The organism is Streptomyces dryopteridis, assembly GCF_049606955.1.
In the GTDB taxonomy this organism is placed as follows: Bacteria; Actinomycetota; Actinomycetes; order Streptomycetales; family Streptomycetaceae; genus Streptomyces.
The window spans coordinates 4,191,637-4,209,712 of sequence record NZ_CP187113.1 but is presented as its reverse complement, the minus strand read 5'-3'; the positions used below and the strand labels follow the sequence as shown (position 1 = coordinate 4,209,712).

Annotated in this window: 14 protein-coding genes and 1 pseudogene; 4 read left to right on the top strand and 11 right to left on the bottom strand. The window is 73.5% G+C overall.

The annotated features are described in order from the left end of the window. Positions 1-17: 17 nt before the first annotated feature. Positions 18-635, bottom strand: a complete 618-nt coding sequence (gene nadD / locus ACN20G_RS17985; protein ID WP_424213811.1) for a nicotinate-nucleotide adenylyltransferase — start codon at positions 633-635, stop codon at positions 18-20. A gap of 76 nt (positions 636-711) precedes the next feature. Further along, a complete protein-coding gene (locus ACN20G_RS17980; protein WP_424213810.1) occupies positions 712-879 on the bottom strand; it encodes a hypothetical protein in 168 nt (55 codons plus the stop codon). A gap of 188 nt (positions 880-1,067) precedes the next feature. Here ACN20G_RS17980 and ACN20G_RS17975 point away from each other — a divergent pair, with 188 nt between their 5' ends. Then, on the top strand, positions 1,068-2,168 hold the full coding sequence (locus tag ACN20G_RS17975) for a M48 family metallopeptidase (protein WP_424213809.1): 1,101 nt from the start codon (positions 1,068-1,070) through the stop codon (positions 2,166-2,168). A gap of 25 nt (positions 2,169-2,193) precedes the next feature. On the opposite strand, the gene ACN20G_RS17970 is transcribed toward ACN20G_RS17975, so the two are convergent. The 7 genes from ACN20G_RS17970 to ACN20G_RS17940 all read right to left on the bottom strand — a co-directional run bounded on the left by ACN20G_RS17970 (position 2,194) and on the right by ACN20G_RS17940 (position 8,794). Then, the gene (locus tag ACN20G_RS17970) at positions 2,194-3,438 is read right to left on the bottom strand and encodes a hypothetical protein (RefSeq protein WP_424213808.1); all 1,245 of its coding nucleotides are present in this window, start codon (positions 3,436-3,438) and stop codon (positions 2,194-2,196) included. Positions 3,439-3,526: 88 nt separating this feature from the next. Beyond that, positions 3,527-4,060 carry a hypothetical protein gene (locus ACN20G_RS17965; RefSeq protein ID WP_424213807.1) on the bottom strand — a complete coding sequence of 178 codons (534 nt, stop codon included), beginning with the start codon at positions 4,058-4,060 and terminating at the stop codon, positions 3,527-3,529. 123 nt (positions 4,061-4,183) lie between these two features. Then, a complete protein-coding gene (locus ACN20G_RS17960) occupies positions 4,184-5,473 on the bottom strand; it encodes a glutamate-5-semialdehyde dehydrogenase (protein ID WP_424213806.1) in 1,290 nt (429 codons plus the stop codon). A gap of 83 nt (positions 5,474-5,556) precedes the next feature. After that, entirely contained in the window at positions 5,557-5,943 is a 387-nt protein-coding gene (locus ACN20G_RS17955; RefSeq protein WP_424213805.1) for a hypothetical protein, read from the bottom strand. A 94-nt stretch (positions 5,944-6,037) separates the two neighbouring features. Further along, positions 6,038-7,144 (bottom strand): glutamate 5-kinase, encoded by a 1,107-nt coding sequence (gene proB, locus ACN20G_RS17950; protein WP_424215561.1) that lies wholly within the window; start codon positions 7,142-7,144, stop codon positions 6,038-6,040. A 142-nt stretch (positions 7,145-7,286) separates the two neighbouring features. After that, on the bottom strand, positions 7,287-7,769 hold the full coding sequence (locus ACN20G_RS17945; protein ID WP_424213804.1) for a GtrA family protein: 483 nt from the start codon (positions 7,767-7,769) through the stop codon (positions 7,287-7,289). Beyond that, a complete protein-coding gene (locus tag ACN20G_RS17940) occupies positions 7,766-8,794 on the bottom strand; it encodes a glycosyltransferase family 2 protein (protein ID WP_424213803.1) in 1,029 nt (342 codons plus the stop codon). The genes ACN20G_RS17945 and ACN20G_RS17940 overlap by 4 nt, the downstream gene beginning before the upstream one ends. Positions 8,795-8,974: 180 nt before the next feature. Between ACN20G_RS17940 and ACN20G_RS17935 the strand changes: the two are divergent. The 3 genes and pseudogenes from ACN20G_RS17935 to ACN20G_RS17925 all read left to right on the top strand — a co-directional run bounded on the left by ACN20G_RS17935 (position 8,975) and on the right by ACN20G_RS17925 (position 15,175). After that, a pseudogene (locus tag ACN20G_RS17935) lies at positions 8,975-11,844 on the top strand (bifunctional glycosyltransferase/CDP-glycerol:glycerophosphate glycerophosphotransferase). Positions 11,845-11,858: 14 nt separating this feature from the next. Next, positions 11,859-13,055, top strand: coding sequence for a glycosyltransferase (locus tag ACN20G_RS17930; protein WP_424215560.1), 1,197 nt, complete (start codon positions 11,859-11,861; stop codon positions 13,053-13,055). 116 nt (positions 13,056-13,171) lie between these two features. Then, positions 13,172-15,175: a glycosyltransferase family 2 protein gene (locus tag ACN20G_RS17925; protein ID WP_424213802.1), complete on the top strand. Its 2,004-nt coding sequence runs from the start codon at positions 13,172-13,174 to the stop codon at positions 15,173-15,175. Between the two features lie 104 nt (positions 15,176-15,279). On the opposite strand, the gene galE is transcribed toward ACN20G_RS17925, so the two are convergent. After that, a complete protein-coding gene (gene galE / locus ACN20G_RS17920; RefSeq protein WP_424213801.1) occupies positions 15,280-16,257 on the bottom strand; it encodes a UDP-glucose 4-epimerase GalE in 978 nt (325 codons plus the stop codon). Positions 16,258-16,279: 22 nt separating this feature from the next. Further along, a complete protein-coding gene (locus ACN20G_RS17915) occupies positions 16,280-18,049 on the bottom strand; it encodes a glycosyltransferase family 2 protein (protein WP_424213800.1) in 1,770 nt (589 codons plus the stop codon). Between the last annotated feature and the right edge of the window lie 27 nt (positions 18,050-18,076).

Here is an 18,076-nt window from a genome sequence, read left to right as displayed (position 1 = left end):
CGGCCGCCGCGGGCGCGTCAGTCCCCGCGGTACAGCTCCTTCTTGTCGATGTAGCGGACCACACCGTCGGGAACGAGATACCAGACCGGGTCGCCCTGGCGGACCCGGCTGCGGCAGTCGGTGGAGGAGATCGCGAGCGCCGGCACCTCCACCAGCGAGACTCCGCCCTTGGGGAGTCCGTCGTCGGTGAGGTCGTGACCCGGACGGGTGACACCGATGAAGTGCGCGAGGGCGAACAGCTCCTCCGCGTCGCGCCAGGTGAGGATCTGGGCGAGGGCGTCCGCGCCGGTGATGAAGAAGAGGTCCGCGTCGTCGTTGAGGGTGCGCAGGTCCCGCAGCGTGTCGATGGTGTACGTCGGGCCGCCGCGGTCGATGTCGATGCGGCTGACCGAGAACTGCGGGTTGGAGGCCGTGGCGATGACCGTCATCAGATAGCGGTCCTCGGCGGGCGAGACGGCCCGCTGCGACTTCTGCCAGGGCTCCCCCGTGGGCACGAAGATCACCTCGTCGAGGTGGAAAAGTGCGGCGACCTCGCTGGCTGCCACCAGGTGCCCGTGGTGGACCGGGTCGAATGTCCCGCCCATCACGCCGAGTCGGCGCTTGATCGGGCCGGTAGGCGTTTCCTGCTCTCCCATGAGCGCAGACCCTACCGGCCCGTCACGGCCGAGCCGAGCCGACTTTCGAACACTTCGGCGAACAGTCGGGGGCGGTTCAGCGGTCGCGGTTCAGGCGGGTGGTGACCCACAGCATGAACAGCAGGATCGCCAGGGCGCCGCCACCGGTGAGGTAGGGGGACAGGCTGTCGTGGTTGCCGCCGTGCTGCTCGGCGCCCTCGGACGCCAGCAGGATCAGGTTCTGGGCGGAGGCGGTGAAGCTCATCGGGCAGGTACCTCTTCGGGTCGGGGACGGGTCGCCCGTGAGCGTCGGCGGCGCGGGCAGGGGCCGGCGGGCACGGGGCGACGAGATCTCGCTCACATCGTATGCCGGTGACCTGGGCACGCTCGCGCCGACCCGGGCGTTGGAGAGGATAGACGCAGGACGAATCGGACGATCAAGGGGGAGGCGCGATGACGGACACCGCGGACTTCGAGAAGACGCCGGCCAGGGAGCGCAGGGAGTTCCCGGGCATCTCGTCGCGGGCCTGGGAGCACCCGGCCGACAGGTCGGCGCTGGTGGCGCTGCGCAGGCTGAGCGGGTTCGACACCGTCTTCAAGGCGCTGAGCGGACTGCTGCCGGAGCGCAGCCTGCGGCTGTTGTTCCTGTCGGACTCGGTGCGGGTGGGCCCCGAGCAGTTCCCGCACCTGCACGAGATGCTCGTGGACGCCTGCCGGATCCTCGACCTGGAGCGGGTGCCGCAGTTCTACGTGCAGCAGGACCCGAAGCCGAACGCGATGTGCGTCGGGATGGACGAGCCGATCATCGTGGTGACCACGGCCCTGGTCGAGCTGCTCGACGAGGAGGAGATGCGGGCGGTGATCGGCCACGAGGTCGGGCACGCCCTGTCGGGGCACGCGGTCTACCGCACCATCCTGCTGTTCCTGACGAACCTGGCCGTGAAGGTGGCCTGGATCCCGCTGGGCAACGTGGCGATCACGGCGATCGTGACGGCGCTGCGCGAGTGGTTCCGCAAGTCGGAGCTGTCGGCGGACCGGGCCGGGCTGCTCGTGGGCCAGGACCCGCAGGCGTCCATGCGCGGCCTGATGAAGATCGCGGGCGGCAACCACCTGCACGAGATGAACGTGGACGCCTTCCTCGCCCAGGCCGAGGAGTACGAGCGGGGCGGTGACCTGCGCGACTCGGTGCTGAAGATCCTCTCCGTGCTGCCGCGCACCCACCCCTTCACCACCGTGCGCGCCGCCGAGCTGCGCGAGTGGTCCGAGAGCCGGGACCACCAGCGGCTCATGGCCGGCCACTACCCGCGCCGCGAGGAGGACAAGGACACCTCCGTCACCGACTCCTTCCGGCAGTCCGCCGCGCACTACGCCGAATCGGTGCGCGAGAGCAAGGACCCGCTGTTCAAGCTGGTCGGGGACCTCGCGGGCGGGGCCGGGGACCTGGCCGGCTCCCTGCGCGACCGCTTCACGGGCGCGGGCCGGCGCGGCGGCGCCGGGGACGGCGCGCCCGAGGAGGGCGCCGAGGGCGGCGGCGCGGGCACCAAGGAGTCCTGACCCCCGCGGGCCGGGACCGGCCCCCTCAGCCCGTGCCGCGCGGCAGCGGGGTGGGGTCGGGGACGAGGGCGGCCGCTTCGGGCACGGCGCCGCCCGGGGCCGTCGCCCGGGGCCGGTCGGTCGCCGACGCCGACGCGGGGGCCGACGCGGACGCGGCCGGCGGGGCCCCGGGGGCCGCGAGCACCCCGCACAGCCCGCCCGGGCGCCGGTCCCGACCGGTGTCGTACGGATCCCCCGCCGCCGGTCCCACCGTGGTCGGCGCGGCCCCGGCGAGCAGCGGGCGGAAGGCTCCCGCCGGGTCCTCGGCGCAGCTCTGCGGCCCGGCGATCACGTACGCCCCGAACAGCTCCGCCCGGCGCGCGGCCAGGTCCTCGCGGTCGAAGCGGAACCGGATCTCGCGGCGCACGGTGAACAGCGAGGCCGCGCCCGAGGGCGCGTTCTCCCCCGTGCGCCGCCCGGGCGCCCCGGCGGGCCGCACGGCGTACACGTAGCTGTGGTCGGCGACCACCTCCAGCACGTCCCCGCCCGCCTCCGCGTAGCTCAGCTCCCCGCTGACCCGGACCCTCGGATCGGCGAGGACCGCCACCGCCGGGTCGAAGCGGACCAGCCAGGCGGTGGCCGCGTGCCGGCCGTCGGCGACGGGTTCGCGCAGGCTCTTCTCGAACTGGTCGAGCTGATCGGGGTCGAGCAGGGCCCGCACCGGCCGGGTGGCGCTGCCGTCGAGCACGTCGGGGTCGAGGCCGGACTGCACGAGGTAGTCCTTGGCGACGGTGAGGGCCGTGACGATCTGGGTCTCGGTGAAGTGGTCGGTGCGGACCACGGCGGGCAGGGTGATGCCGGCCGCGCCCACCCGGTAGCGGGCGGCGGGACTGTGCTCGTAGAGCTGCGCCGGGGTGCCGCCGGGCACGGTCTCGGTGGGCGCGAGCGGCACCACCATGCCGCTGAGCGGGTCGGTGCGGTCGGCGCGCGGGGGTTCGTAGGGGCGGCGCAGGCCGAGGTAGACGGCGGTGGCGAAGGCCATCGTGATGATCATGACGAGGAGCAGGCCGGTGCGGGCGTGCCGGCTCGGCGTGCCCTCCGCCGCGCCCGACGCCGTCGACCAGCGGGAACGGCTGTGCACGGCGCGGGCGTGCTCGCCCATGCGTTCCTCGGCCGAGTACTCCTGGATGCGCGCGGAGCGCACGAAGTCCTCGTCGAAGACGAGGGCACGGAACTCGTCGTCACCGCCGGCCGGCCCGTCGGGGCGGTCGGGTGGTTCTGCTGCGGCCATCCGCTTCTCCCCGCTGTCCCCGCTTCAGAGAAGCCCCCCGCTCCGCCGTCGTGCGCGCCCGGCGCGCACGGGAGAAGGGTTCACACTTTCAGGGTGGGTCTGTGACGGGGTGGGTAAACGCGGCGCGCCCGGGAACTTCGGCCAAGGGGGTGCCGGCCGGGACGGGACCGGGGTCGGCCGCGGCGGCCTCGTTGCCCCGGTAGACGGAGACGAAGGCCAGCGAGACCATCCCCACGCCGATCACGACGGCCAGCACCCAGGCCACCGGCCGCAGCCAGCGCGACCGGCCCCGGTAGGGGCGCAGCGCCCCGCCGTACGCACCGTAGGGCCCGTAGCCGTAGGCGAAGGCCGTCCCGTAGCCGTCGAAGCCGATCAGGGCTGTGCCCGGGGCGCAGGGGTCCCAGGGGTCGGTGTGGTCCTCGTCGGCGCCGCGCCCGCCGGCGACGGCTCGGGCGGCCTCGGCGGCCCGCAGCCGCTCCGCCGCGCTCGGTTCGTGAATCCTGGCGTTCTGGACGAAGACCTCGTCGAACACCACGGAGGCGAAGTCCTGGCCCGCGCCTCCGCGGTCGTCGTCGGGCGTCCCGTCGTCCGGGAACGGCTTGCCCCCCACGTCGTCCGGCACAGGCTCAGGGTAGACCCGGGGCGGGTGTCCCGACAGGGTTCCCGCCGAATTCCGGCCGGCCGGCCGACGGCCGAACGGGGTGCCCGGGGGCGGTTCCGGGCCCCCGGGACACCCTTCGTGCGATCAGTTCCGGACGTGCCCGTCGCCGGTGACGATCCACTTGGTGGAGGTCATCTCGGGCAGGCCCATGGGGCCGCGGGCGTGCAGTTTCTGGGTGGAGATGCCGATCTCGGCGCCGAAGCCGAACTGTCCGCCGTCGGTGAAGCGGGTGGAGGCGTTGACGGCGACGGTGGTGGAGTCGACCAGACGGGTGAACCGGCGCGCCGCGCCCTGCGAGGTGGTGACGATGGCCTCGGTGTGGCCGGAGCTCCAGCGGCGGATGTGGGCGACGGCGTCGTCGAGGGAGTCCACGACGGCGGCGGCGATGTCGAGGGAGAGGTACTCGTCGGCCCAGTCGGTGTCGTCGGCGGGGACGACGGTGACCTTGTGGCCCTCGGCGGCGGCCAGGATCGCCGGGTCGCCGTGCACGGTGACCCCGGCCTCGGCGAGGGCGGCGAAGGCGACGGGCAGGAAGGCGTCGGCGATGTCGCGGTGCACGAGGAGGGTCTCGGCGGCGTTGCAGACGGAGGGCCGCTGGACCTTGGAGTTGATCAGGATCTCGACGGCGGTGGTGAGGTCGGCCTCGGCGTCCACGTACACGTGGCAGTTGCCGGTGCCGGTCTCGATGACCGGGACCGTGGACTCCTCGACCACGGTGCGGATCAGGGAGGCGCCGCCGCGCGGGATGAGCACGTCGACCAGGCCGCGGGCGCGCATCAGCTCGTGCACGGAGTCGCGGCTCTCGCCGGGCACGAGCTGCACGGCGTCGGCGGGCAGCCCGGCGGCGGCCACGGCGTCGCGGAGGATGGCCACGAGGGCGGTATTGGAGGCGTAGGCGGAGGAGCTGCCGCGCAGCAGGACCGCGTTGCCGGACTTCAGGCAGAGGGCGGCGGCGTCCACGGTGACGTTGGGGCGGGCCTCGTAGATGATGCCGACCACACCGAGCGGCACCCGGATCTGGCGCAGGTCGATGCCGTTGGGGAGGGTGGAGCCGCGCACGACCTCGCCGATCGGGTCGGGGAGGGCGGCCACCGAGCGCACGTCGGCGGCGATGGCCGCGATCCGCTCGGGGGTGAGGGTGAGCCGGTCAATGGTGGTCTCGCCGGTGCCGGCGGCCCGGGCCTTGGCCACGTCGGTGGCGTTGGCCTCGACGACCTCGGCGGCCCGCGCGAGCAGGGCGTCGGCGATGGCGTGCAGCGCGGCGTCCTTGGCGGAGCGCGGCAGCGGGGCCAGTTCGGCGGCGGCCTCACGGGCGGCGCGCGCGGTGGCGAGCACGGGCGATGCGGTGGCGGGAGCGTCGTTCTGCGAGGTCATGCTCGCAGGGTAGTCCCAGGCCCGGGGCCCGGGCCCGGGCCTTCCGGAGGGCGAGACGGGCCGCCGCGCCCGGGCCTGCCGGCTCAGTACGGGTGGACGCCGACGGGGTGCGCGGGCGGCGGGCCGTAGCCCTCGGAGACCCGCTGCCGGTAGGTGACCCGGTCGATGACCTCCAGACCCACGATCTCCCAGGCGGGCAGTCCGGCGGTGGAGCGGTGCTCGCCCCACAGGCGCAGGGCGACGGCGGCCGCGTCGTGCAGGTCGCGGGCCTCCTCCCAGTACCGGATCTCGGCGTGGTCGTCGGCGTACCGGCTGGTGAGGAGGAAGGGGTGGTCGTGGGCGAGCTGCTCCAGGCCCCGGCGGACCTCGGCGAGGGGGACGGGGGCGCCGGAGACGCTGAGGGTGACGTGCCAGAGCCGGGAGAGCTCGTCCGCGGCGCCGCCCTTGACGCTGGTCAGTGCTCGTCCCACCGATCGTCTCCTGTTCGTCCGGCCTGTCCGGGTGGTCCCGCTCCCACCACAGTTGACCAGTCCCGGACCGCACGCGTGCGGGTTTTGGCGAGACTCAGCCCGGGAGCAGCACCAAGTCGTCACGGTGCACGACCTCGCGTTCGTACTCGGGTCCGAGCTCCCGCGCGAGGTCACGGGTGGATCGGCCGAGGAGGCGGGGCAGTTCGCGGGCGTCGAAATTGACCAGTCCGCGGGCCACCGCACGTCCGTCCGTCGCACGCAGTTCCACCGGGTCGCCGGCGACGAAATCGCCCTCGACGGCGGAGATCCCGGCGGGCAGCAGGGAGCTGTGGTTCTCCACGACGGCCTTCACGGCCCCGTCGTCGAGCACGAGGTGCCCCTGGGGCGCGGAGGCGTGGCGCAGCCACAGCAGCCGGCCGGCGGAGCGGCGGCCGGTGGCGTGGAAGAGGGTGCCGGTGCGGCGGCCGGTGAGGGCGGCGGCGGCCTGCTGGGCGGAGGTGAGGACGACGGGGATGCCGGCCTCGGCCGCGATCCGGGCGGCCTCGACCTTGGTGACCATGCCGCCGGTGCCGACGCCGGCCTTGCCCGCGCTGCCGATCGTGACGTGCGCGATGTCCTCGGGGCCGCGGACCTCCTCGACCCGGGTGGTGCCGGGGCGGGAGGGGTCGCCGTCGTAGAGGCCGTCCACGTCGGAGAGGAGCACGAGGAGGTCGGCGCGGACGAGGTGGGCGACGAGGGCGGCGAGGCGGTCGTTGTCGCCGAAGCGGATCTCGTCGGTGGCGACGGTGTCGTTCTCGTTGACGATCGGCAGGGCGCCCATGGCCAGCAGCTGGTCCAGGGTGCGGTAGGCGTTGCGGTAGTGGGCGCGCCGGCTGACGTCGTCGGCGGTGAGCAGGACCTGGCCGACGCGGGTGCCGTGGCGGGCGAAGGAGGCGGTGTAGCGGGCGACGAGCAGGCCCTGGCCGACGCTGGCGGCGGCCTGCTGGCGGGCGAGGTCGGCGGGGCGGCGGTGCAGTCCGAGGGGGGCTAGGCCGGCGGCGATGGCGCCGGAGGAGACCAGGACGATCTCCTTGGCGCCGCCGTCGCGGGCCTTGGCCAGGACGTCGACGAGGGCGTCGACGCGGTCGGCGTCGAGCCCTCCGGCGGCGGTGGTCAGGGAGGAGGAGCCCACCTTGACCACGATCCGGTGCGCGGCGCGCACGATCTCCCGCTCGTCTTCCCGGACCCCACTCGCCGTAGACACCCTGGTCCCCTTGCCCTTCGCCCTGCTTCGGATCGGTGCGCGCGGCACGCGGCGCGCGTCCTCAATCTACGGCGTGGCCCCGGTCGGGCGCCCGCGCGTTTCAGCCCCCGGACGGGGAGGTGCGGGCGGGCGCGCCCTCGGCCTGGACGGCGGCGGCGTGCGCGGCGCCGGGCACGAGGATCTTGCGGGAGAGCACGAAGGTGAAGGGGATCGCGACGACGGCGGCGACGAGCGGGGCGATCCGGCTGTCCATGTGGGCCCAGGTGACCAGGGCCCACAGGCCGACGGACTGGATCACGAAGTTGGTGACGTTGGTGAGGGGGAAGAACAGGAACTTCCGCCACGTGGGCCGGGTGCGGTAGGTGAAGTAGGTGTTCATGAAGAACGAGCCGACCATCGACAACAGGAAGGCCAGGGTGTAGGCGACGAAGTACGGCATCCACGGGTGGAGCAGCAGGTAGATGCCGTAGAAGGTGAGCGTGTTGACGCCGCCGACCAGGCCGAAGCGGAAGATCTGCCCGAGGGCGGTGCGCCGCGCCGCGGCCTTGTCGGTCGCGGGGGCGGGGCGGGAGGCCGTGCTCATCGGGTGGACCGTTCCTTGACCTCGGGGAGGTCGGGGATCTCGGGGACCTGTCCGCCGGGGGTCATGCCGGTGCGGTGGTCGGTGTCGGGTCGGCGGGGCGCGCCGTGCGATTCCCTGACCAGGAAGTGGGGGCGGCGCTTGGTCTCGTAGTAGATGCGGCCGATGTACTCGCCGATCAGGCCGAGCATGGCCATCTGGACGCCGCCGAGGCCGGTGATGGTGGCGATGGTGGTGACGTAGCCGGGGGCGGTGACCCCGCCGATGATCGCGGCGACGATGATCCACACGGCGTACAGCAGGGCGAGGCCGAAGAGGCTCACCCCGGCCCAGATGCCGATCCGCAGCGGCCGGTTGTTGAACGAGATCAGCCCGTCCATGCCGTAGTTGACGAGGGTGCCGAGCTTCCACTTGGTCTCGCCGGCCTCGCGCTGGGCGTTGCGGTAGTCGAAGGTGACGGTGTCGAAGCCGATCCAGGAGAACAGGCCCTTGGAGAAGCGGTTGTACTCGGGCAGCGATAGCAGGGCGTCGACGGCGGGCCGCGAGAGCATCCGGAAGTCGCCGACCCCGTCGGCGATCTCGACGTCCACCCATCGGTTGACGGCGCGGTAGTACACGCGGCTGAGGGCGGAGCGGACCATCTTGTCGCCCTCGCGGGTGCGGCGGGCGATGATCTGGTCGTGGCCCTGGCGGTACAGGTCGAGCATGGTCGCGATCATCTCGGGCGGGTGCTGGAGATCGGCGTCCATGATCACGACGGCGTCGCCGCCGGCCTCGCGCAGGCCGGCGAGCATGCCGGCCTCCTTGCCGAAGTTGCGGCTGAAGGACACGTACCGGGTGCGTTCGGGGTGCTCGGCGGCGATGGCGCGGAGTTTGACCAGGGTGTCGTCGCGGGATCCGTCGTCCACGTAGCAGACTTCGTAGGTGATCCCGTCGAGTGCGTCGAGGACTTTTCTGATCTCCCTGTCGAAGCTCTCCACGACGGCTTCTTCGTTGTAGCAGGGAACCACTACGGACAGCTTCGTCATCAGGTTCTTTCTGGTGATGGGGTCGTCGTCGCGGCCTCCCGGCCCGTGGACCCGTACCCCCCGAGCCTCCGCCAGAAGTATGCACTGCCGCGGCCGGCCTGCCGAAGTCCGTCTGTACAGGAGGTAGCTTTGACGGGTTCGAATCCGGAACGCACATACCCGAAAGCAGCGAGGATCGAGGTGCACGTGCCCGACGTCTCCGTGGTCGTCATCGTCTACAACGACGCAGAGCGTCTGCCGGCGGCGGTCGCGTCGGTGATCGACCAGACCCTTCGCGGGGTCGAGGTCGTCATCGTCGACGACTGCAGCAAGGACCGCTCCTTCGAGGTAGCCAAGGAGCTGGAGGCCGCGCACCCGGGCCGGGTCCGCGCGTTCCGCCTGCCCGAGAACAGCGGGGGTGCGGGGCGCCCCGCAACCACGGCATCCGGCAGGCCCGGGGCGCGTACGTCATGTTCCTCGACAGTGACGACGTCCTTGAGCGCAACGCCTGCCGCAACATGCTGGAGGCCGCCGAGCGCACCGACGCCGATCTGGTGGCCGGTCTCTGCGTCCGCGTCCACCTCGACAGCCGCAATCGCAAGACCACCGACTGGTACCGGTGGATCTACACCCGTACGCGCACCCTGGACTCGATCACCGAGTACCCCGATCTGCTGGTCTACGACACCCTGTCGACCAACAAGTGCTACCGGCGCTCCTTCCTGCTGGAGCAGGGCCTCGACTTCCCCGTCGGCATCCACTACGAGGACCTGCTGTTCTCGGCGCAGGCGTACGTGGCCGCGCGCCGGATCACGCTGATCCCGAACACGGTCTACTACTGGAACGTGGCCGAGAAGTCCGCCGCGAAGTCCATCAGCAACCGGCGCCACGAGATCGCCAACTTCGTGCACCGCATGGAGATCCACCGCCGCGTGGACCACCTGCTGGAGGAGCACGGGCACGAGGACCTCAAGTTCGCCAAGGACGTCAAGTTCCTCAAGCACGACCTCGTGCTGCACCTGCGCGACCTGCACCTCCTCGACGACGCCTACCGGCACGAGTTCGCCCGCCTCGCCAACAGCTACCTCGCCGAGATCGACCCGGCCGCCTACGAGCGGGTCAGCCCGCTCCAGGCGATCTGCGCGCAGTTGCTGGCCGCCGAGGACTGGGACAACCTGCTGGCCGCCGCCGAGTCCATGACGAACACCGGCCGCCTGACCTCGCCGCTGGTCGAGCGCGACGGCCGGATCTACTGGTGCGACACCCTCCTCGACACCGAGGAGGGGCGCCGGATCATGGACGTCACCACGCAGGGCTACCACACCCGCCCGCTGCCCTCCGTGCGCCCCGGCAGCCGTCTGACCTCCTACGAGGACGACGGCCAGGGCGCGATCACGATGACCGGCACCCTGGTCAACCCGCTGGGCCGGATCCCCGCCGACGCCCCCCTCAAGGGTGAGCTGGAGTTCCGGGCCCGGCGCCGGATCGGGGGCCGGCCGGTGTCGTTCCCCCTGGACCGGGTGGAGCACGCCGGTGACCGGATCGTGTGGTCCGGGCGCGCGGACATCGCGCGCGCCGTCCGCCCGCTCGGCGTGATCGACGTGGTGTGGGACGTGCTGCTGAAGGTGGACACCGGGGAGGGCGGCCTGCTCGTCTCCCGGGTCGCGGTCGGCGACGTGGACCTGGAGTCCGCCTCCCGGCTGCCCGTGCGCCCCCGCCTGACCCGGCTGGTCTCGGACCGTTTCGAGCCGGAGATCACCCGCAAGGGCAACCTCAGTTACGTGCTGGTGCCCGAGGGGGCCGCCGCGCTGCGCGGCCACGGCGCCATCCAGAACGCGATGCACGGCAAGGCCGCCGGACTGCTCAAGTCGGGCCTGCGCAAGGCCCTCCAGACCCGCCGGAAGATCGGCTCGGGCGAGCAGCTCGTGAAGCTGTACCACGAGGTGTTCTCCAAGCTGCCGATCAAGAAGGGGCTGGTGGTCTTCGAGAGCCACCTCGGCAAGCAGTACAGCGACAGCCCCAAGGCGATCTACGAGGAGATGCGCCGCCAGGGCGTGCCCTTCACCGCCGTCTGGTCCTACGCCGGGGCCAAGCCCGTCGGCTTCCCCAAGGACGCGATCCTGGTCCGCCGCTGGGGCCGGCAGTATCTGCGGGCGCTGGCCCAGGCCGAGTTCTGGATCGACAACCAGGGCTTCCCGCTGGCCCTGCGCAAGCGGCCCGGCACCACCTACATCCAGACCTGGCACGGCTCCGCCCTCAAGCGGATGGGCTTCGACGAACCCCGCACCAAGGCCATGGCCCGCGCCGGGCAGGACAACTACCAGCGCGCCCTGGACCGCTTCGACCACTTCCTGATCCGCTCCGAGCACGACGCCCGTACCCTGGCCAAGGGCTTCCGGCTCAGCCCGGAGGTGCTGCTGCGCACCGGCTACCCGCGCAACGACGAACTGGTCGCCACGCACCGCGCCGAGGTCGAGAGCGGCGAGCGGGTGCGCGGCCCGCTCGCGGCGGAGCTGGGCATCGACCCGGACAAGAAGGTGCTGCTGTACGCCCCGACCTTCCGGGCCGGGGTGGACGGGGCGGTGCGCCGCTTCGAACTTCCCTTCGACGTGGACGAGTTCGCCGACCGCTTCGGCGACCGGTACACGCTGCTGCTGCGCACGCACTACCTGAACAACGTGTCGCTGCCGCCCTCAGTCCGCGACCGGGTGCTCGACGTCAGCGGGTACCACGACATCACCCCCCTGCTGGCGCTGGCCGACGGACTGATCACGGACTACTCCTCGGTGATGTTCGACTACGCCAACCTCGACCGGCCCGTGCTCTTCTACGCGTACGACTGGGACAGCTACGCGGGCGACATCCGCGGCACCTACTTCGACCTGCGCGAGGTCGCCCCCGGGCCGGTGGTCGCCACCGCCGAGGAGCTCTTCGACGCGGTCGAGGACTTCGAGGAGGACGCCGCCAAGCACGCGGCGGCCCGCGCCCGCTTCACCGCCGAGTTCGGCGAGTACGACCGGGGCGACGCCGCACGCCAGATCGTCGAGAAGTTCTTCGGGGGCACCAAGTGAGCACGCACGACACCCTGACCGCCCCCGACGCCCCCGCCGACCCCGCGGTCCCGGACCCGACCGCGCCCGGCGACGTGTTCCTGATCGCGAACTCCGTCGACGAGATCGGCGGCGTGACCACCTGGTCGCACCAGATGGCCGAGCTGTTCACCGCCCGCAGCCACGCCGTGCACGTGATCGGCATCTCCCCCGTGGCCGAGGAACTGCGCCGCGAGTTCCCCGAGGACCTGCCCTACGCCACCACCACCCTGTACCGCGAGCGCCCGCCGTCCATCCCCGCGAATCGGGGCGTGCGGGACAAGCTGAACGCGGGCCTGCGGGCCCGGCGCGCGGCCCGGGACGCGGCGGCCCGCACCGCCTCGGAGCGGCTCGGCGCCCTCTTCCGGGCGGCCCGCCCGAACTCGGTGGTGATCGTCACCCAGGTGTGGGCGATGGAGTGGGTGGCCGCCGCCGACACCGCCGGGCTGACCGTGATCGGCATGAGCCACGAGTCCCACGAGGCCAGCTTCAAGTCCTCCCGGGGCCACCGCGTCAAGCGCTGGTACGCCGACGTGGACCGGATGCTCGCCCTCACCCCCGAGGACGCCGACGCCTGGATCCGCTCCGGCCTGGACAACGTGGGCCACATGCCCAACCCGCTGCCCTTCACCCCGGACGCCCCCGTGGCCCGCACCGCCAAGGTCGTGGCCTCCATCGGCCGGCTCTCCGACGAGAAGGGCGTGGACCTGCTCCTGGACGCCTGGTCGGACGTGGCGCCCAAGCACCCCGACTGGACCCTGCGGATCTACGGCGCCGGCGAGGACGAGGCCATGCTGCGCCGCCGCTGCACCGACCTGGGCCTGGACGGTTCGGTGGAGTGGATGGGCCGCACCTCCGACGTGCTCGGCGCCCTGTCCGGCGCCTCCGTCTTCGCGCAGGCCAGCCGCGCCGAGGGCTTCCCGATCACGCTGCTGGAGGCCATGGCGGCCGGCGTGCCCTGCGCCGCCTTCGACTGCGCCCCCGGCGTCCGCGAGATCGTCACCCACGGCGAGGACGGGCTGCTGGCCCGGCTCGGCAACACCGTGGAGCTCGCCGCGCACCTCGACGCGCTGATGCGCGACGAGGCCCTGCGCACCCGCCTCGGCGACAACGCCTTCCGCGACGTGCGCCGCTACGCCCCCGGGGCGATCACCGACCGGTGGGAGGAGCTCTTCGCGTTCCTGCGCCGCTGACCGGCGCGGATCCCCGCCGGCCGACCGCTCTCCACCCCAGGGTGGTGGTCGGCGGCCGGCGGGGATCGTAGGCTCGGACGCACGTCCGAAAGGGTCACGAGCCTAGGAAGTCACGCATGGATCCGCGCGTCAGCGTCATCATCCCGGTACACGACACCGAGCGCTGGCTGCCGCGCTGCCTGGACTCGGTGACCGCCCAGACCCTGCGGGCGGACACCGTGGAGGTGATCCTCGTCGACGACGGCTCCACCGACGGCAGCGGCGCCCTCCTCGACGCCTGGGCCGCGAACCGCCCCGGCACCGTCGTGGTGCACCAGCCGCCCTCCGGCGGCGCCGGCCGACCCCGCAACGTGGGCATCGAACGGGCCCGGGGCGAGTTCCTGTTCTTCCTCGACTCCGACGACTTCCTCGGCCCCGAGGCCCTCGAACGCCTCCTGGCCATGGCCGACGAACACGGGTCCGACGTGGTCTACGGGCGGATCGTCGGCGTCGGCGGCCGGCCCGCCCCGGTGGACCTGCGCACCACCAGCCCCGATGTGGACCTGTACTCCTCCCCCGTCTACTGGACCCTGGCCGCGTACAAGCTGTGGCGTCGCGAGCTGATCGACGCCCACGGGCTGCGGTTCACCGAGGGGCGGCTCCTGGGCGAAGACCTGCCCTTCGCCGTGCACGCCCTGCTGCACGCCGCCCGCATATCCGTGGTCGCCGACCACGACTGCTACCACCTCGAAGGCCGCGACGACGGCAGCAACGCCAGCCGCCAGGACGTGGACTGGGTCGCCCAGCTCGCGCACGTCTCCGACATCCTCGACCTCGTCGCCGCCCACGTCCCCGCCGGGCCGAACCGCGACAAGCTCATGGAACGCCACTTCCACGGCGAACTCCTCGCCCCCTTCGGCCCGCACTACCTCGCCCGCGACGAGGCCGGCCGCCGGGCCGTGGCCGAGGCCGCCGCCCCCCTCGTGGACGCCTGGCTCACCGAGCGGATATCCGGGGCCCTGCCGCCGCGCCTGCGGCTGCGGGCCCACCTCCTGCGGACCCGTCGCTTCGCCGACCTCGACCGGATCGTCACCGCCGACACCTCCCGCGACCCGGGCGCCCCGGCCCCCGAGGTGCCCGTGCTGACGGACGGGGGTCGCGCCTACGCCCACTACCCCCTGTTCCGCGACCCCGACGCAGCCCCCGACCTCGCCCTGCCCGACGCGCTCTTCGACCTCACCGACCGCGTCGCCCTGCGCCAGGAGCTCCTCGCTCACGCCCTCGACGGCCCCGTCCTGACCCTGACCGGCCGGGCCCGCCTGACCGGCCTGCCGCTCGCCGGGCAACGCGTGGAACTGCTGCTGCGGGCCCCGGGCCACGCACTGACCCTCCCGGTCGAGAGCGCCGCGAGCACGGAGGGCACCGAGGAACCCGGGACCCTCTCCTGGACGCACCGGATCGACCTCGCCCACGCCCTCGACGGCGCTCCCCTGCCCGACGGCGCCTGGACCCTCAGGCTCCGCGTCACCGCCGACGCCGGCGGGCCCGCCCGCGAGGCATGGCTCGCCCGCCCCGCCGGCCCCGCCTGGGACCGCCACGACGCGCCCGCCCCCGGGGCCGCGCCCGCCGACGGCCCCGCGCCCCGGCCCGCCGCCGCCCCGCACTTCGCCGATCTCGGACCGGCCGGCGTCCGTCCCGTGCTGCTCTTCCACAACGCCGCCCACCGCCACCTCGTCCTCGACGTGGGCGCGGGCGCGTTCCCCCTCGTCGACCGGCTCCGGGGCACCGTCGACCCCGACCGACCCGGCGGCGTCGAACTCCGCGCCGACCTCGCCCCGCTGCCCGCCGAGGCCACCGTCCGCCTCGTGTTGCACGGCCCGAACGGCGCCCGTGCCTCCGCCGAGGCCCACCCCGCCGCCGAGGCCGCCCCCGACGGCCGACTGCTGCTGACCGGCGGACCGCGCGGCCTCGCGCCCGGCCGCTGGACCGTGCTGCTCCGCGTCGACGCCGCCGGCTGCCGAGTGGAACTCCCCGTGCCCGGCCCCGACGGCAAACCGCTGCGCCTGCTCGCCGCCGCCTCCGTCCCCCGCCGCCTCGTGGACCGGGCCCGCCGGGCCCTGACGGGCTCCCGGGGCCGCTGACACCCCGGGGCACCTCAGGGGCCCCGGAACGCGCGAGCGCCCCGCCCGGACCCCCTGAGGGGCCGCCCGGACGGGGCGCTCGTGACGCGTGGGGCGCGTGGGGCTCAGCCGCGGTTGGCCTGCCAGCCCTCCCACGCCGAGACGATCATGTCCCGCACGTCGTGCTTGGCGCTCCAGCCCAGCTCGGCGTGGATCCGGTCGGCGGCGGCCACGACCTTCGCCGGGTCGCCCGCACGGCGCGGCGCGACCTGCGGCTCGTGCGCGTGCCCGGTGTGCTCGTTGATCAGCTCGACCATCTCGCGCACGGAGACCCCCTCGCCGCGCCCGATGTTCACGGTCAGGTCGCGGGGGGTGCCGGCCTCGGCCCACTCGGCCAGCTTGCGGGCCGCCACCAGGTGCGCGTCCGCGAGGTCGGCCACGTGGATGTAGTCGCGCACGCAGGTGCCGTCCGGGGTCGGGTAGTCGTCGCCGAAGATCCGCGCGCCCTCCCCCGCCTCGAAGCGCTCGAAGACCATCGGGACCAGGTTGAACACCCCGGTGTCGGCCAGCTCGGGAGCGCCCGCGCCGGCCACGTTGAAGTACCGCAGGCAGGCGGTGGCGATGCCGTGGGTCCGGCCCGCCGCCCGCACCAGCCACTCGCCCGCGAGCTTGGTCTCGCCGTACGGGCTCAGGGGGGCGCAGGGAGTCTCCTCGGTGACCGAGTCCACGTCCGGCATCCCGTAGACGGAGGCCGAGGAGGAGAACAGGAAGTTGCGCACGCCCGCGTCCGCCACGGCCCCGAGCAGGACCTGAAGGCCCTCCACGTTCTCGTGGTAGTAGTACAGGGGCCGCTCGACGGACTCGCCGACCTGCTTCTTGCCGGCCAGGTGCACCACGCCGGTGACCCCGTGCTCGGCGATCGCCTTGTCCAGCAGCGGGCGGTCCAGCACCGATCCGACGACCAGCGGAACGCCCTCCGGGACCCGCGAGGTCTTGCCGGTGGACAGGTCGTCGAAGACCACCACCCGCTCCCCCGCGGCCAACATCGCGCGGACGACGTGCGAGCCGATGTAGCCGGCCCCACCGGTGATCAGATACGTCATGCCTTCTCCCTTGACCCGTGCGTCACGGCCGCAGACGCCGGCGCAGGTGGACCCGCAACCGGTGCAGGCGGTTGCGCAGCAGGTTCAACGCCCCGGTCTTCCCGGGCGCCAGCCGCAGCCCGAGCGTCCCGGAAGCCGTCCGGAAGGGCTGCGCCAGCAGAACACCGTACCGGCTGTCGGGCAGCACCCGACGCCGGAGCAGCCCTCCCAGGGGACGCAGTCCGACCACGAGCGGTTCCGTGCCGCTTCCGGCCCGACCCTGATCACCCGGGGCTCCGGTCGCGACCGGTTCCGACCGGTCCGGGCCCCGGGCGCCGCGCGGCGGGTCGAAGACCACCACGAGCCGCACCTCCCAGCCCTGCAGCCCGCGCCGACCGCGACGCCGCCCCGCCACCGCCAACGGCCGCATGTTGAACGGCAGTTCGGCCGTCCACGCACCCTCGCCGGGCTCCGGCCTGAGCGCCGCCGACTCCCCGTCCACCGGGTCCCCGCCGGCCCTCGGCACCGACCGCAGGAACACCCGCCGGGGATGCGCCGCCGCCAACCGCCCGTACTGGTCCCGCACCCGCACCCGCAGGCCCCGCTTGCAGCCCTCCGCGTCCGCCGACACCGGCAGCGCCGCCGGCGGCAGCGCGGCCAGGGCCGGCGGCTCCGGCACCGGCAGCGCCGTGCTCCACACCGGCCGGCCCTCCGCATCCCGCGCGTACGGGGGCAGCAGGCGGGCCGGCCGCGCGGCCAGGGCCCGCAGCCGCGACACGTCCGCCGCCGACGGCAGTTCCTCGCACGCCGCGAGCAGCGCCGCGATCCACTGCCCGGCCGCGCCGGCCGTCGCCGACTCCGCCGCCGGGAACCCGGTGGTGTACTCGCGCGTCACCCGCCACCAGCTCGCCTGCCGGTCCCGCTCGGCCGCCAGCTCCCGCAGGTACATCCGCAGGTCCACGTCGAGGAACTTCGCGCGCGCGGCCCGACCCAGCAGCGGGTCCGCCTTCGTCAGGATCTCGGCCGCCCGCTCGTGCGCCCGGATCCGCGCCCGCCAGTTGTCCAGGTCCCGGTCCAGGGAGATCGACACCTGATCCTCCGTCCGCCGCACGTGCCACACGTACACCGGATCGGGGACCACCGCGAGGCGCGGCGCCGCCGCCAACACGAGCGCGGTGAACACGAAGTCCTCGTACACGAACCGGCCTTGGGGGAAGCGGATCTCGTGCGCGTCCAGGAACTCGCGCGCGTACAGCTTGTTCACGCACAGCGTGTCCCGCACCAACTCCGGCCGCTCCGAAGGCCGTTCGATCACCTCCGACCCCCGGTACAGACCCGGGACCCACGGCGAGTCGGCGCCCTGCGGCAACTCCCGCCGCACACAGGCCCCCACGGCCACCGGGGCGTCCGCGGCCCGCGCGGCCGCGAGCAACGCCGTCGCCGCACCCGGCTCCAGCACGTCGTCGCTGTCGAGGAACATCAGGTACGGGGCGGTGGACGCCTCGATCCCGTCGTTGCGCGGGGTGCCGCAGCCGCCGCTGTTCTCGCGCCGCCGCACCACCCGCAGGCGGGGCTCGTCGGCGGCGAGTCGCTCCAGCAGCTCACCGGTGCCGTCCGAGGACGCGTCGTCCACGGCGATCACCTCGGTGACCGCCGGGCCCTGGGCCAACGCCGAGGCGACCGCCTCGCCCACCAGGGCCACGTCGTCGTACGCGATCACGACGACGGCGACGGCCCCGGGGGCTTCGGCGGTGACGGCGGAGGGGGAAGGGGACGGGGCAGGGGCGTGGTCGGGCGCGTCACTACTGCTCACCCGGGGCATCCTAGGGGACCGGAACGG

Coding starts and splice junctions, on each gene's coding strand:
- nadD (WP_424213811.1), bottom strand. CDS start 635: ATGGGAGAGCAGGAAACGCCTACCGGCCCGATCAAGCGCCGACTCGGC.
- ACN20G_RS17980 (WP_424213810.1), bottom strand. CDS start 879: ATGAGCTTCACCGCCTCCGCCCAGAACCTGATCCTGCTGGCGTCCGAG.
- ACN20G_RS17975 (WP_424213809.1), top strand. CDS start 1,068: ATGACGGACACCGCGGACTTCGAGAAGACGCCGGCCAGGGAGCGCAGG.
- ACN20G_RS17970 (WP_424213808.1), bottom strand. CDS start 3,438: ATGGCCGCAGCAGAACCACCCGACCGCCCCGACGGGCCGGCCGGCGGT.
- ACN20G_RS17960 (WP_424213806.1), bottom strand. CDS start 5,473: ATGACCTCGCAGAACGACGCTCCCGCCACCGCATCGCCCGTGCTCGCC.
- ACN20G_RS17945 (WP_424213804.1), bottom strand. CDS start 7,769: ATGAGCACGGCCTCCCGCCCCGCCCCCGCGACCGACAAGGCCGCGGCG.
- ACN20G_RS17940 (WP_424213803.1), bottom strand. CDS start 8,794: ATGACGAAGCTGTCCGTAGTGGTTCCCTGCTACAACGAAGAAGCCGTC.
- ACN20G_RS17925 (WP_424213802.1), top strand. CDS start 13,172: ATGGATCCGCGCGTCAGCGTCATCATCCCGGTACACGACACCGAGCGC.
- galE (WP_424213801.1), bottom strand. CDS start 16,257: ATGACGTATCTGATCACCGGTGGGGCCGGCTACATCGGCTCGCACGTC.